Origin of the sequence: Cupriavidus sp. SK-3 (genome assembly GCF_000611145.1) — a bacterium.
Lineage (GTDB): Bacteria > Pseudomonadota > Gammaproteobacteria > Burkholderiales > Burkholderiaceae > Cupriavidus.
The window spans coordinates 35799-49391 of record NZ_JFJV02000282.1 but is presented as its reverse complement, the minus strand read 5'-3'; the positions used below and the strand labels follow the sequence as shown (position 1 = coordinate 49391).

Genomic DNA, 13593 nt, shown 5'->3' with positions numbered 1-13593 from the left:
CAGGCGCGCGGGCCTGCCTGGCGGCGGGCTGATTAGCGGGCTGGGCGGGAGACGGGGCGACCTTGGGCGCCGGCTGGCCGGGATCGGTTTTCCGATCCGGCGACAAAGGTTTGGCGGGGCGTTGTGCTGACATTGGCCGGGATTATAATCCGCGGCATGAATGCAAGAACCGACACGCTAGCCGACGCGCCCGCGCCGTCCGAAAAGGACGAGCCCCTGCCCGTCACGGACCCTTCCGCGCCACCCGCGCCTGCTGTCTTCGCCGACCCGGTCGAGCGCGGCGGCCCCGACCACCAGCAGTTCGTCGACTGGCTACGGGCGGTCGCGCCCTATATCCACGCCTTCCGCGGCAAGACCTTCGTGATCGCCTTCGGCGGCGAACTGGTCAAGGCCAACATCCTCAATGCGCTGGTCAACGACGTGGCGCTGTTGCACGCCATGGGCATGCAGATCGTGCTGGTACACGGTTCGCGCCCGCAGGTGGAAGAACAGCTCGCGCTGCGCCACGTCGAGTCGCAATTCACCGACGGCGTGCGCATCACCGACAACGCCGCGCTCGAATGCGCCAAGGAAGCCGCCGGCGAACTGCGCCTGGACATCGAGGCCGCCTTCAGCCAGGGCCTGCCCAATACGCCCATGGCGGGCGCCCAGCTGTCGGTGATCTCGGGCAATTTCGTTACCGCGCGCCCGCTGGGCATCGTCGACGGCGTGGACTACCAGCATACCGGCCTCGTGCGCAAGATCGACGGGGAGTCGGTGCGCATGTCGCTGTCGCACGGCAAGATCGTGCTGCTTTCGCCGCTTGGTTTCTCGCCGACCGGCCAGGCCTTCAACTTGTCGATGGAAGACGTGGCCAGCGCCACCGCCATCGCGCTGAAGGCTGACAAGCTGGTCTTTATCACCGAGGTGCCCGGCGTGCAGGACGCGGTCGGCAAGCTGATGCCGGAAATGTCGCTGCGCACCGCCATCGAGCGGCTGCAGAACAACCACCTGCCGCCCGACGTCGCTTATTACCTCGAACACCTGGTCAAGGCGCTCAAGGGCGGAGTGCCGCGCGCACACCTGATCCCCTTCCACCTGGACGGCTCGGTGCTGCTGGAACTGTTCCTGCACGACGGCGTCGGCACCATGATCTCCGACACCGACCTCGAAAGCCTGCGCGAAGCCACGCTGGACGACGTCGGCGGCATCCTGCAACTGATCGCGCCGCTGGAGCAGGACGGCACGCTGGTGCCGCGCGGGCGTCACCTGATCGAGCGCGACATCGCCAACTTCTCGGTGATCGAGCACGACGGCGTGCTGTTCGGCTGCGCGGCGGTCTACCCTTACCCGCGCGAGGGCATGGCCGAGATGGCCTGCCTGACGGTGTCCTCCGAAGCGCAGGGCACCGGCGACGGCGAACGCCTGCTCAAGCGCATCGAGCGCCGCGCGCGCAGTCTTGGCCTGGACCGCCTGTTTGTGCTCACCACGCGCACGGAACACTGGTTCCTCAAACGCGGCTTTGTCCACGCCAACGTGGACGACCTGCCGGAAGACAAGCGCAAGCTGTACAACTGGCAGCGCAAGTCCATGGTGCTGATGAAGAAACTGTGATGGCGGTGGGGGTAGCCTGAAGGCTGGCCTCCGCTTCGTTACAATAGCGGCACCGCATCGGCCGGCCCCCTCGCCGCGCCGGCTACATCACACGATAACAAGGAGTTCCCATGGCCCGCATGGTTCAATGCGTCAAGCTCAACAAGGAAGCCGAAGGGCTCGACCTGCCGCCGCTGCCGGGCGAACTCGGCAAGAAGATCTGGCAAAGCGTGTCCAAGGAAGCCTGGGCCGGCTGGCTCAAGCACCAGACCATGCTGATCAACGAGAACCGCCTCAATATGGCCGATGCCCGGGCACGCCAGTACCTGCTCAAGCAGACGGAGAAGTACTTCTTCGGCGAAGGCGCCGACCAGGCGCAGGGCTACGTCCCGCCGCCGCAAGCGTGATTTCCCCTGCCCGCGGCCTTGCGCTCCGGGCGGGAAGAAAAAAGGGTGCCATTCGCGGCACCCTTTTTTCATGCACTGGCGGCCCGTCGGCGGGGCCGGTCAATGCTCAGTAATCGCTACGCGCCACGCCATCGGGCGTGCCAAGCAGCAACACGTCGGCGCCCCGCAAGGCAAAGAGTCCCACTGTGACCACGCCGGGCACATGATCGATGGCCGCTTCCAGCGCCTTCGGATCGGTGATCTTCAGTCCTGCGACGTCCAGGATCACATTGCCGTTGTCGGTCTTGTAGATGCCGCCCTCCTTGGTCATCCGCAGGCGGGGCTGGCCGCCAAACGTAGCAAGCTTGCGCGCCACCGCGGCACGTGCCATCGGAATCACTTCCACCGGCAGCGGGAATGCGCCCATCACATTCACCAGCTTGCTGCCGTCGGCGATGCAGACAAAACGCTGCGCCACCGAGGCCACGATCTTCTCGCGCGTCAGCGCGCCGCCGCCGCCCTTGATCATGGCGCCGCTCGCGTCGATCTCGTCGGCGCCGTCGACGTACACCGGGATCTCGTCGACCTCGTTCAGGTCCAGCACCTTGAAGCCGTGCTGTTGCAAGCGGCGGGTAGAAGCCTCAGAGCTGGAAACCGCGCCAGCGAACCGTTCCTTGAACGCCGCTACCGCATCGATAAAGAGGTTGGCTGTGGAGCCCGTGCCCACGCCCAGCACCGCACCCGCCGGCACTACCTCCTTGACATAGTCGGCCGCGGCTTGCGCCACCAGCGCCTTGAGTTCATCCTGTGTCATGACAACAGCCCGTCTGCTTTGGGGGAAACCGCATAGTGTACCGGATTGCCGTGGCATCGCAGGTGCTGGCGCGTACCGACGGTACAATGCCCCGAGGCATGCATCAGCGCGGGGGCCGGGACCTGCCGCTTTGGTCCCGCGCCATCACAAAACCTTTATAAGCAACTCACTGACCATGAACCAGCTCGATCAGCTCAAGCAGTTCACCACCGTGGTGGCGGACACCGGCGATTTCCAGGTGATGAAGCAGTACACGCCGCAAGACGCTACCACCAATCCCTCCCTGATTCTGAAAGCCGTCCAGAAGGCCGAGTACCGCCCGCTGCTCGAAAAAGCCGTGCGCAGCCATGAAGGCACCGACGCGGTCATGGATGCCCTGCTGATCGCCTTCGGCTGCGAGATCCTGGCCATCGTGCCGGGCCGCGTCTCGACGGAAGTCGATGCCCGCCTGTCCTTCAACACCGAAGCCACCGTGGCCAAGGCGCGCCACCTGATCTCGCTGTACGAGCAGCGCGGTATCGCCCGCGAACGGGTGCTGATCAAGATCGCTTCCACCTGGGAAGGCATCCGCGCCGCCGAAGTACTGCAGCGCGAAGGCATCCGCTGCAATATGACACTGCTGTTCTCGCTGGCGCAGGCCGTCGCGTGTGCCGAGGCCGGCGCACAACTGATCTCGCCTTTTGTCGGCCGCATCCTGGACTGGCACAAGAAGCAGGCCGGTGACAAATGGGATGCCGCCGCCAACGCCGGCGACAACGATCCCGGCGTGCGCTCGGTGCGCCAGATCTACGACTACTACAAGAAGTTCGGCTACCCCACCGAAGTGATGGGCGCCAGTTTCCGCAGTACGGAGCAGATCCTGGCGCTGGCCGGATGCGATCTGCTGACGATCAGCCCGGACCTGCTGGAAACGCTGGCCGGCAGCGCGGGCACGGTCGAGCGCAAGCTGTCGGTCGACCAGGCGCAGGCCGGCAATATCGCCCGCATCGCGTGCGATGAAGCCGCCTTCCGCTGGCAGCTCAACGAGGATGCGATGGCGACGGAGAAGCTGGCCGAGGGAATTCGCGCGTTTGCCGCGGATGCGGTGAAGCTGGAGGCGTTGATTTCGGCTTGAGGGTAGCGGCGCCACGCCGGCTGGTCAGCGCTCGGGCGGCACTGGCCAGTTGATATGCAGGCCTGGATACAAGGCGAAATCCTGCATGCGGGTGGCCACCACGATCACGTCCCCCGCAGCTCACGCTGCCGTATCGATGGACTGCGGCATTTTGGGAATCAGGCGGCGAAGCGGTTCAGGCCGGCGCCGCTGGAGCGCCGTCCCACAGCAAGGGCAAGACTACCCCGGCCGGTCCCCGCAGCACGGTGTCAGCGGTCTGGTCCAGCGCCGACGGCGCGGGATTGACCACGATGACGTGCGCGCCATGATCCTTGGCGGCACCGGGCATGCCGGCGGCCGGATAGACCAGGCCCGAGGTGCCCACCACCAGGCAAAGGTCGCAATTCTCGGCCGCATGCTCTGCACGATAGCGCGCCACGCGCGGGAGTTCCTCGCCAAACCACACCACGCCGGGACGCATCATGGCGCCGCAGATGGCACAACGCGGCGGCAAGCCGGGCACGGCGGTCGCCGGGTCGCAACGGCCGCAGCCGTCCAGCCATTTGTTGGCGAACAGGTTGCCATGCAACTCGATCGCATCGGGGCTGCCGGCACGCTGGTGCAGGCCGTCCACATTCTGCGTCACAAGGGTGACAGCCTTTTGCGCCGCGAGCGCGGCGATGGCGAAATGCGCCGGGTTCGGATGCGTTGCCGCCACCAGCTCGCGCCGGTGCAGGTACCACTCCCACACCAGCGCAGGCTGGCGCCGGTAGGCATCTTCCTGCGCCAGTTCCTCGGGATTGAATCGCGACCACAGGCCGGTCATGGCATCGCGGAACGTGGGCACGCCGGACTCGGCGGAAACGCCGGCTCCGGTCAGCACCATGATATTGCCGGCCCCGGCGATCAGGCGGCGCGAGGCTTCCAGTGCCTGCGCGTCAAGGTCCGCCGCCATGCTGTCAGCGCGGCAGGCGGCGCTGGCGCACCGCTTCATAGAGGCACACGCCACTGGCTACCGAGACGTTCAGGCTTTCCACGCCACCAGCCATCGGGATGCCGACCAGTTCGTCGCAGGTTTCGCGGGTGAGGCGGCGCATGCCCTCGCCTTCGGCGCCCATGACCAGAGCCATCGGGCCCTTGAGGTCGACGTCGTAGATCGTCTTCTCCGTGCCGTCCGCGGTGCCGATCACCCAGATGCCGCGCTCCTGCAGTTCGCGCAGGGTGCGCGCCAGGTTGGTGACAGTGATGTAGGGGACGGTTTCCGCCGCGCCGCTGGCCACCTTGGCCACCGTGGTATTCAGGCCCACGCTGCGGTCCTTGGGGGCGATCACGGCATGCGCGCCGGCGCCGTCGGCCACGCGCAGGCAGGCGCCCAGGTTGTGCGGATCGGTAACGCCGTCCAGCACCAGCAGCAAGGGCGTGCCCTCGATGCCATCCAGCAGTTCGTCGAGATTGAGGGCCAGCGCCACGTCTTCGGCGCGGGCGACCACGCCCTGGTGGCGGTCGGTGCCGGCCATGCCGCGCAGGCGCTCGGCATCCACCGGGTGCAGGCGAACGTTAAGGCTTTCGGCAAGACGGATGAAATCCTGCATGCGGCGGTCACGCCGCGCGGATTCTACGTAGACATCGGTGACGCCGGCGGCGTCCTGGCGCAGGCGCGCGGTGACGGCGTGAAAGCCGATCAGGAGTTTTTGTTTAGCCATGGCGGGATTGTACATTCCCGCCATGGCTTGGCCAGTTGCCGGGGCCGCTTGGCGCTGCCCCGGCAACTACCCGCCATCAGCGCTTGCGCGACGCGCGGCTGCTCTTGCCGGCCGGCTTGGCGCCGGCCTTGTGGGTCGAGCCGAGGTGCTGCGGCTTGGGCTTGGCGGCGCGCTTGGCCGGTTTGCCGCCGGCCTTGGCGCCCTGACCCACATGCGGCTTGACCGGCGTCATGACGGCCTCGAACACCGATTGCTCTTCGATCACGCGATCCAGCGTTTCGTCGAACGATTCTTCCGGCTTGGAGCTGCCGCCCAGCAGGGCTGCCAGCTGGCGGCCTTTCTTGCGTGCGGGCACAGCGTGCGCGGCAGGCACCCTGGGCGCGGCCTCGTTGGTCGGGACGCGGGCGCGCAGGTTCTTGGCCGACGGCTCCTGCACCAGGCGGAAATCGATCTTGCGGGCATCGAGATCCACGCGCGAAACCTGCACGCGTACGCGGTCGGTCAGGCGGTAGCGGATGCCGGTACGCTCGCCACGCAGTTCATTGCGCGCCTCGTCGTACTGGAAGTAGTCGCTGCCCAGTTCGGTGACATGGACCAGGCCTTCCACATAGAGCTCATCGAGCTGCACGAAGATGCCGAACGAGGTGACGGAGCTGACGGTGCCCGAGTACTCGCTGCCGAGCTTGTCACGCATGAAGTAACACTTGAGCCAGGCTTCCACATCGCGCGAGGCTTCGTCGGCGCGGCGTTCATTGGCCGAGCAATGCAGGCCAAGCTCGTCCCAGATGGCTTCATTGCGCTTGGCGCGCGCTGCGGTCTGCTCTGCCTTGGCGGCGGCATCCTTGGCTTGCAGGCGGCGCGCCTTCGGTGCGATCGCGGTGTTCAGCGCCGTACCCGGCGCAAATGCCGGTACGTACTTGGTGTGCGCCAGCACGGCCTTGATCGCGCGGTGCACCAGCAAATCCGGGTAGCGGCGGATCGGGCTGGTGAAGTGGGCATAGGCCTCGTAGGCCAGGCCGAAGTGGCCGATATTGTCGGGGCTATAGACCGCCTGCTGCATCGAGCGCAGCAGCATGGTCTGCAGCATGGGCGCATCGGGACGGCTCTTGATCTTGTCCATCACTTCGGCGTAATCGGCCGCCTGCGGCTTGTCGCCGCCAGCCAGCGAGAGACCGGCCGAGCGCAGGAACTCGCGCAGGTTCTTCAGCTTTTCCTCGCTCGGGCCGGCGTGGATCCGGTACAGCGCGGGATGCTTGAAGCGCTCGAGGAAATCGGCTGCGCACACGTTGGCGGTCAGCATGCATTCCTCGATCAGGCGGTGGGCATCGTTGCGGGTACGCGGCAGGATCTGCTCGATCTTGCCCTGCGCATTGCACACGATATACGTCTCGGTGGTGTCGAAGTCGATCGCGCCACGCTCGCGCCGCGCCTTCAGCAGGACCTGGAACAGCTCATACAGGTTCTGCAGGTGCGGCACCAGGTCGGCACGCTTGTGCGCCTCCGGCCCCTTGGTATTGGACAGCACCGACCAGACCTCGTTATAGGTCAGACGTGCCGCCGAATGCATCACGGCGGGATAGAACTGGTAGCCCTTGAGCTCGCCCTTCGCGGTAATCACCGCGTCGCACACCATGCACAGACGGTCGACTAGCGGGTTAAGCGAGCACAGCCCGTTGGAGATCTTCTCCGGCAGCATCGGGATCACGCGCCGCGGGAAATACACGGAGGTGGCGCGGTCCAGCGCATCGGCGTCCAGCGGCGTGCCAGGGCGCACGTAGTGCGACACATCGGCAATTGCCACCACCAGGCGCCAGCCCTTGGCGCGGCCGATCTTGACGGGCTCGCAGTAGACCGCATCGTCGAAGTCGCGCGCGTCTTCGCCATCGATGGTCACCAGCGGCACGTCGCGCAGGTCGATGCGGTGTTCCAGGTCGGCTTCGCGCACCTCGTCGGGCAGCGCCAGGGCTTCCTTGGCGCAGGCGTCCGAGAAGGCATGCGGCACACCGTACTTGCGCACGGCGATCTCGATCTCCATGCCGGGATCGTCGAAGTCGCCCAGCACTTCGACCACGCGGCCCACCGGCTGGACGTAGCGATCGGGGTAGTCAATGATCTCCACGCTGACCACCTGGCCGACTTGCGCCTTGCCCTGGGCCTTGGGCGGGATCAGGATGTCCTGGCTGATGCGCTTGTCTTCGGGCGCCACCACCAGCACGCCGCCCTCGCTCAACAGGCGGCCGATCACGTAGCGGTTGGCACGCTCGAGGATCTCGACGATCTGCCCTTCGGGCCGGCCGCGCCGGTCGTAGCCGATCACGCGCACTTGGGCGCGGTCGTTGTGCATGGCCTTCTGCAGCTCGCGCTCCGGCAGGAAGATGTCGTCATCGCCATCATCGCGGATCAGGAAGCCGAAGCCGTCGCGGTGGCCTTGCACCCGGCCGACCACGAAGTTGGGCTGGTGGGCCAGTTCGTAGCGGCCCTTGCGGTTGAGTTCGATCTGCCCGTCGCGCTCCATGGCGGCGAGGCGTTTCTGGAAGCCGTCGTGTTCCTTGCGCGTGACGGCGAGCGCCTTGGCGATATCGCCAGCCGACAGTGGCGACCCGGACGTCCTCAGGACGCCAAGGATTTCTTCCCGACTAGGGATCGGATAGTTATTCTGATTCAATTTTTTCTAGAAATAATTTGACAAACGTTTTGCGGTCGCTATAATGAGCGCTTCGGTTGTTTCGACGCCCGCCCAGGTGGCGAAATTGGTAGACGCACTAGGTTCAGGTCCTAGCGGTGGCAACACTGTGGAGGTTCGAGTCCTCTCCTGGGCACCAGATCAAACGGAAAACCCGCAGCGCTTTCGAGCCTTGCGGGTTTTTTGTTTTCCGGCGTCTGATCTTGCAACTTTGCACTCCCGATTCGATATTGGCGCGACTGCGCGACTTGATGAAAACAGCCGCAACAGCGGCCGCTCCGGAGCCTGGAATCCATTCTCGCCTGTTAAGGCGGATTCACTCACACACGGCCTGGCGCTCACACGAACTGCCAGGGCGCGGCCCGGACGGCGCCGACTGCTGCGCTGCGGGTGAGTGTATCAGTTTCAGTGGCGATCCCGGCATTCTTCCGCCATCCAGACCCCTGAATGTCGCGTTTTTTGACGTTTTCCGGCGCAAACAACACAGTTGCTGCAAGTGCGCGCTTTGCCGGGACGTCCCGGCAACCCGGTCGCCGCTTGACGAGTCATCCAATCTGTAACTATCATAGTTTCATATTACCTCTTCCGCCATGACCACCAGTAGCCGATTCGCCGTCGCTGTCCACATCCTGACCCTGCTGGCCAGCGCGGCCGACCCCCTGCCGTCGTCGCTGATCGCCGGCAGCGTGGGCACCAATCCCGCATTGATCCGCCGCCTGGTTGGTCAACTGGTGGAAGCCGGCCTGGTAAGCACCATGATGGGCAGCAACGGCGGTGCCACGCTAGCCCGCGCGGCCGGGTCGATCACCCTGCTGGATGTATTCCGCGCGGTGGAGTCGACAACGCTGATCGCCCCGCATCACAGCGTGCCCAACCCGGCCTGCATGGTGGGCCGGGAAATCTCCGGGGCGCTGAAGCGAGCCACCGACCGCGCGCAGGCCGCGATGGATGGGGCACTGGCGGAAATCACGATTGCCGGCATGCTCGCCGATGTGGAGCGTGCCGCGGAGCGCCGTGTGCGCTGATTTTTTTATCCCGATATGTAACCACAGTGGTTTCATATCGATATGAAACTCGTGCCAGGCACGGATTTGCCTATGCTGGCCTCACCCTTCGGTGAAGCAGCCTGACCAAGTAACCACGCAAGGAGTTGAGCATGAAGATCGCAATCATTGGCGCTACCGGCCGCGTCGGCACCCGCCTTATCGACGAAGCGCTGCGCCGCGGCCATACCGTCACCGCCATCGCACGCCAGGCAGAGAAACTGCCCGCGCGGCAGGGGCTTGCCACGCGCGACGCCGACGTGGCCGACACCCAGGCCCTGGCCAGTGCCCTCGCCGGCCACGACGTGGCGATCAGCACCGTGCGTTTCCTGCAAACCAGCGCCGCGCAGATTGTTGGCGCGACCAAGGCAGCGGCCGTGCCGCGTCTGCTGGTAGTAGGCGGAGCCGGCAGCCTCTATGTGGCCCCCGGCGTGCAACTGGTCGATACGCCGCAGTTCCCCGAGGCTTACAAGGCGGAAGCACTGGCAGGACGCGACTTCCTGAACGCCTTGCGGGCCGAGACCACACTGGACTGGACCTTTCTCTCCCCCGCCGCGCTGTTCGAGCCGGGTACCCGCACTGGTGCCTATCGAGTCGGTGAGGAAACGCTGCTATCCGATGCCAGCGGCAAGAGCTGGATCTCGATGGAGGACTACGCCATTGCCATGATCGACGAAGTGGAAAAGCCGGCGCACTCGCGCCAGCGCTACACGGTGGCCTGCTAAGCGAGAAAAAAAGGGCGGCTGATCGCCGCCCTGCTTCGCCGCCACGGCCATTTCCGCCATGCGGCCGGGGCCATCCGCAGCTTCAGCCCTGGCTGCTGCCAGCGGCATGCTTGCCGCGCTTGAGCCAGGCCGCAAGATTGTGCGGGCGCAGCGTGTCATACTCCTCGAACGGCTGGTGGATCCAGGGGTTCGTCGGCAGGAAGGTAACGTGGTAATCCGGCTTTACCTTCGAGCACGCCTTGTACCACAGCACCGACGAACGGACTTCCGTCACGGCAGGATAGCGCTCCTGCAAATGGCGGCCCACGCGCTCCAGCGTGACGCCGGAATCGACCAGGTCATCGACCAGCAGGATCTTGCCGGAGAGGTCGCCCCGGGTCATGGTGATGTACTGCGCGATGTCGAGATCGCCCTGCTGGGTGCCAGCCGCTTCGCGATAGCTGCTGGTGGCCAGAATGGCCAGGGGCACATCGAAAATGCGTGACATCTGGTCACCCACGCGCAGGCCGCCGCGCGCCAGGCACAGTATCTTGTCGAACTTCCAGCCTGACTCGTGGACGTTCAGCGCCAGCCGCGCGATCAGGCTGTGGTATTCGTCCCAGGAGACCCACAGGTTCTCTTCGTCATTCGATGGCAGGGTCATGATTTATTCTTGGCTCTTCGGCTTGAGGTCTGTCGACCGATAAAGTTTCGGCCCGCTTGCGCGGGCCGATTTGCTCTTGTGCTTTTGCCGTCCTGTACCGGCGGCCCGTCAGCCGCGCGGCGCCCTTTCGGGCACAGACAACGTCAGGCCACGTACGGGTGGCGCAGCAGGATGGTTTCGTCGCGGTCCGGGCCGGTCGAGATCATGTCGATCGGGATACCGACTACTTCCTCGATGCGCTTGAGGTAGGTGCGGGCCTGTTCCGGCAGCGCATCCCAGGCCTTCACGCCGAAGGTGGACTCGTTCCAGCCGGGGAATTCCTCGTACACCGGCACGCAGCGCGCCACGGCATCCGAACCACGCGGCAGGATATCGATAGTCTTGCCGTCCAGTTCGTAACCCACGCACAGCTTGAGGGTTTCGAGGCCATCAAGCACGTCGAGCTTGGTCATGCACAGGCCCGACACGCCGTTGATCTGCACCGAACGCTTGAGCGCGGCGGCATCGAGCCAGCCGGTACGGCGCGGACGGCCGGTGACCGAGCCGAATTCCTTGCCGACGTTGGCCAGGCGCACGCCGATCGGATCCTGACGCTTGGGGTTGTCATTGTCGTACAGCTCGCTGGGGAACGGGCCCGAACCCACGCGGGTGCAGTAAGCCTTGGTAATGCCCAGGATGTAGTTCAAGCGGCCCGGGCCAACGCCGGCGCCAGCGGCGGCCGCACCGGCCACGCAATTGCTGGAGGTGACGAACGGATAGGTGCCGTGGTCGACGTCGAGCAGCGTGCCCTGCGCGCCTTCGAACATCAGGTTGTCGCCGGCAGCGTTGACCGCATACAGCTCGGCCGACACGTCGGCCACCATCGGCGCCAGGCGCGGCGCGAAGGCCAGCATCTCGTCCAGCGTCGTCTGGAAGTCGACCGCTTCAGCGCCCAGGTACTGGGTCAGCATGAAGTTATGCAGGTCGAGGTTCTCGCGCAGCTTCTCGGCGAACGCCTTCGGATCGAACAGGTCCTGCACGCGCAACGCACGGCGGGCAACCTTGTCCTCATAGGCCGGACCGATACCGCGGCCGGTGGTGCCGATCTTGTCGGCGCCACGGCGCGCCTCGCGGGCTTTGTCGATGGCGACGTGGTACGGCAGGATCAGCGTGGTCGCTTCGGAAATGCGCAGGCGGTTCTGCACCTGCAGGCCGGCGCTTTCCAGTTCCTCGATTTCACGGAAGAGCGCCTCGGGCGACAGCACGACACCGTTGCCGATGTAGCAAATCGTGCCGGCGCGCATGATGCCCGAAGGGATCAGGCGCAGGATGGTCTTCTTGCCGCCGATGATGAGCGTATGGCCAGCGTTGTGGCCGCCCTGGAACCGCACCACGCCCTTTGCATGATCGGTAAGCCAATCGACGATTTTCCCTTTGCCTTCGTCACCCCATTGGGTGCCGATCACGACGACATTGCGTCCCTGGCTTACTGCAGAAGCGGACATGTTGATTTTGGTCAGTGGGTTAAAAACGTATTTTACTCTCGTTGCAGGTCAACTCCCCGATTTTGGGGAGATCGGCCTGCAACGCGGGGGAATTCCGTGCCCTGGCGCTTGCGCTCAGGTCCCGGCGCTGCGCGGAATCACCGTCCATGCGCCATCCTGGCGCACCAGTTGGCGGTCGCAGTTGAACTCGTCGAGCTGGTGCGTGTGGCCCGGCAGGGACTGGATCACGATCTCGCCGGCCTCGCGCAGCGCCGTGATTGCGGTGCGCAGGGCGGGATCCGCATCCCACGGCGCAAAGATGGCAAAAGCACGCACTTCCAGCGGCGATAGCGAGGCAACCTCGCGCAAATCGAGCGAAAAACCGGTCGCCGGCCGTGCGCGGCCGAAGGCTTCACCCACCTTGTCATAGCGCCCGCCGCGTGCCACGTAATTCGGCAGGCCGGCCACATAGGCCGTAAACATCACACCGCTGTGATAGTGATATCCGCGCAAGTCGGAAAGATCGATATTGACACTCGCGCCGCGGACTTCCGCGGCCAGGGCGGCCAGTTCGTCCAGCGCGCGGCCGATTGCCGGGCTTGCCGGCAACGTGGCACGGGCGCGCTCGATCACCTCCACGCCGCCGTACAGCGTCGGCAAGGCCAGCAGCGCGTCGCGCTCGGCCTGCGGCATGCCTTCGGTCAGTTCGCGCAGCGCCGATACGTCCTTGGTTTCCAGGGCGGCGAACAGCGCGTCCTCGATCTTCCGGCTCGACGGCAGGCCGTCCAGCAGCGCTTCCAGGATGCCCGCGTGGCACAGGTCCAGGCGGATTTCCGTCAGCCCTGCCACCTGCAGCGCAGCCAGCATCAGGGCCTGGATCTCTACGTCGGCTTCCAGGCCGGCATGGCCGTAGATTTCCGCGCCGACCTGGATCGGCTCGCGGGTCGCACGAAAACCTGCCGGGCGGGCGTGCAACACATTGCCGGCGTAGCAAAGCCGGGTCACGCCGGAGCGGTTCAGCAAGTGGGCATCGATGCGGGCCACCTGGGGCGTGATGTCGGCGCGCAGCCCCATGGTGCGGCCGGAGAGCTGATCGACCAGCTTGAGAGTGCGCAGGTCCAGGTCGTGCCCGGTCCCGGTGAGCAGCGATTCCAGGTATTCCAGCATCGGCGGCATGACCAGTTCGTAGCCGTAGGTGCGGAACAGGTCCAGCATGCGGCGGCGCAGTTCCTCGATCTTGCGGGCCTCCGACGGCAGCACGTCGGCGATGTTTTCAGGCAGGAGCCAGTGATTGGACATGGTAAATCTCTTCACTTCACACAGTTGCCGGGCGGCCTGGGCCGCCCGTTGAATTACGTTCCCGTCTCGCCCCTGGACACGGGCCAAGCCGGGCACCAGTCACCTGGCGCGGCGGATGAGGCGGCGGCGACGCCCGTCGAAGGCATCGGCAGCCACCCCTCCAGCCGGA

Annotated in this window: 12 protein-coding genes and 1 tRNA gene; 6 read left to right on the top strand and 7 right to left on the bottom strand. The window is 65.4% G+C overall.

Going from position 1 to position 13593, the window contains the following annotated elements:
* Window positions 1-156: 156 nt before the first annotated feature.
* Both argA and CF70_RS31150 read left to right on the top strand, forming a co-directional pair.
* The gene (gene argA / locus CF70_RS31155) at window positions 157-1593 is read left to right on the top strand and encodes an amino-acid N-acetyltransferase (protein WP_035874909.1); all 1437 of its coding nucleotides are present in this window, start codon (window positions 157-159) and stop codon (window positions 1591-1593) included.
* Window positions 1594-1703: 110 nt separating this feature from the next.
* Complete coding sequence (locus CF70_RS31150; protein ID WP_035874906.1) at window positions 1704-1979, top strand: oxidative damage protection protein; 276 nt, start codon at window positions 1704-1706, stop codon at window positions 1977-1979.
* A 106-nt stretch (window positions 1980-2085) separates the two neighbouring features.
* On the opposite strand, the gene rpiA is transcribed toward CF70_RS31150, so the two are convergent.
* Window positions 2086-2772 carry a ribose-5-phosphate isomerase RpiA gene (gene rpiA, locus CF70_RS31145; RefSeq protein ID WP_035874903.1) on the bottom strand — a complete coding sequence of 229 codons (687 nt, stop codon included), beginning with the start codon at window positions 2770-2772 and terminating at the stop codon, window positions 2086-2088.
* A 175-nt stretch (window positions 2773-2947) separates the two neighbouring features.
* On the opposite strand from rpiA, the gene tal reads away from it, so the two are divergent.
* On the top strand, window positions 2948-3886 hold the full coding sequence (gene tal / locus CF70_RS31140; protein WP_035874900.1) for a transaldolase: 939 nt from the start codon (window positions 2948-2950) through the stop codon (window positions 3884-3886).
* Between the two features lie 175 nt (window positions 3887-4061).
* Here the strand turns inward: tal and CF70_RS31135 are convergent, their stop codons facing one another.
* From CF70_RS31135 to rnr, 3 genes are all read right to left on the bottom strand, one after another.
* On the bottom strand, window positions 4062-4820 hold the full coding sequence (locus tag CF70_RS31135; protein WP_035874928.1) for an SIR2 family NAD-dependent protein deacylase: 759 nt from the start codon (window positions 4818-4820) through the stop codon (window positions 4062-4064).
* Between the two features lie 4 nt (window positions 4821-4824).
* Window positions 4825-5568, bottom strand: coding sequence for a 23S rRNA (guanosine(2251)-2'-O)-methyltransferase RlmB (gene rlmB / locus CF70_RS31130; protein WP_035874924.1), 744 nt, complete (start codon window positions 5566-5568; stop codon window positions 4825-4827).
* Between the two features lie 76 nt (window positions 5569-5644).
* The gene (rnr, locus tag CF70_RS31125; RefSeq protein ID WP_035874897.1) at window positions 5645-8233 is read right to left on the bottom strand and encodes a ribonuclease R; all 2589 of its coding nucleotides are present in this window, start codon (window positions 8231-8233) and stop codon (window positions 5645-5647) included.
* 70 nt (window positions 8234-8303) lie between these two features.
* Between rnr and CF70_RS31120 the strand changes: the two genes are divergently transcribed.
* The 3 genes from CF70_RS31120 (at window position 8304) to CF70_RS31110 (ending at window position 10019) form a co-directional block, all read left to right on the top strand.
* Window positions 8304-8390 (top strand) — tRNA-Leu (locus CF70_RS31120).
* Window positions 8391-8841: 451 nt separating this feature from the next.
* Window positions 8842-9276 (top strand): Rrf2 family transcriptional regulator, encoded by a 435-nt coding sequence (locus CF70_RS31115; RefSeq protein ID WP_035874895.1) that lies wholly within the window; start codon window positions 8842-8844, stop codon window positions 9274-9276.
* Window positions 9277-9407: 131 nt separating this feature from the next.
* The gene (locus CF70_RS31110; RefSeq protein ID WP_035874892.1) at window positions 9408-10019 is read left to right on the top strand and encodes an NAD(P)-dependent oxidoreductase; all 612 of its coding nucleotides are present in this window, start codon (window positions 9408-9410) and stop codon (window positions 10017-10019) included.
* A gap of 82 nt (window positions 10020-10101) precedes the next feature.
* On the opposite strand, the gene CF70_RS31105 is transcribed toward CF70_RS31110, so the two are convergent.
* From CF70_RS31105 to CF70_RS31095, 3 genes are all read right to left on the bottom strand, one after another.
* Window positions 10102-10662 (bottom strand): phosphoribosyltransferase, encoded by a 561-nt coding sequence (locus tag CF70_RS31105; RefSeq protein ID WP_035874888.1) that lies wholly within the window; start codon window positions 10660-10662, stop codon window positions 10102-10104.
* A gap of 143 nt (window positions 10663-10805) precedes the next feature.
* The gene (locus tag CF70_RS31100) at window positions 10806-12146 is read right to left on the bottom strand and encodes an adenylosuccinate synthase (RefSeq protein WP_035874886.1); all 1341 of its coding nucleotides are present in this window, start codon (window positions 12144-12146) and stop codon (window positions 10806-10808) included.
* 114 nt (window positions 12147-12260) lie between these two features.
* Window positions 12261-13424: an ATP phosphoribosyltransferase regulatory subunit gene (locus CF70_RS31095; protein ID WP_035874882.1), complete on the bottom strand. Its 1164-nt coding sequence runs from the start codon at window positions 13422-13424 to the stop codon at window positions 12261-12263.
* Window positions 13425-13593: the final 169 nt, after the last annotated feature.

Bases quoted from the DNA above. Each gene is read 5' to 3' on its own strand.
- tal (WP_035874900.1), top strand. From the start codon at position 2,948: ATGAACCAGCTCGATCAGCTCAAGCAGTTCACCACCGTGGTGGCGGAC.
- CF70_RS31115 (WP_035874895.1), top strand. From the start codon at position 8,842: ATGACCACCAGTAGCCGATTCGCCGTCGCTGTCCACATCCTGACCCTG.
- CF70_RS31095 (WP_035874882.1), bottom strand. From the start codon at position 13,424: ATGTCCAATCACTGGCTCCTGCCTGAAAACATCGCCGACGTGCTGCCG.
- rpiA (WP_035874903.1), bottom strand. From the start codon at position 2,772: ATGACACAGGATGAACTCAAGGCGCTGGTGGCGCAAGCCGCGGCCGAC.
- CF70_RS31150 (WP_035874906.1), top strand. From the start codon at position 1,704: ATGGCCCGCATGGTTCAATGCGTCAAGCTCAACAAGGAAGCCGAAGGG.
- CF70_RS31100 (WP_035874886.1), bottom strand. From the start codon at position 12,146: ATGTCCGCTTCTGCAGTAAGCCAGGGACGCAATGTCGTCGTGATCGGC.
- CF70_RS31135 (WP_035874928.1), bottom strand. From the start codon at position 4,820: ATGGCGGCGGACCTTGACGCGCAGGCACTGGAAGCCTCGCGCCGCCTG.
- CF70_RS31105 (WP_035874888.1), bottom strand. From the start codon at position 10,662: ATGACCCTGCCATCGAATGACGAAGAGAACCTGTGGGTCTCCTGGGAC.
- argA (WP_035874909.1), top strand. From the start codon at position 157: ATGAATGCAAGAACCGACACGCTAGCCGACGCGCCCGCGCCGTCCGAA.
- rlmB (WP_035874924.1), bottom strand. From the start codon at position 5,568: ATGGCTAAACAAAAACTCCTGATCGGCTTTCACGCCGTCACCGCGCGC.
- CF70_RS31110 (WP_035874892.1), top strand. From the start codon at position 9,408: ATGAAGATCGCAATCATTGGCGCTACCGGCCGCGTCGGCACCCGCCTT.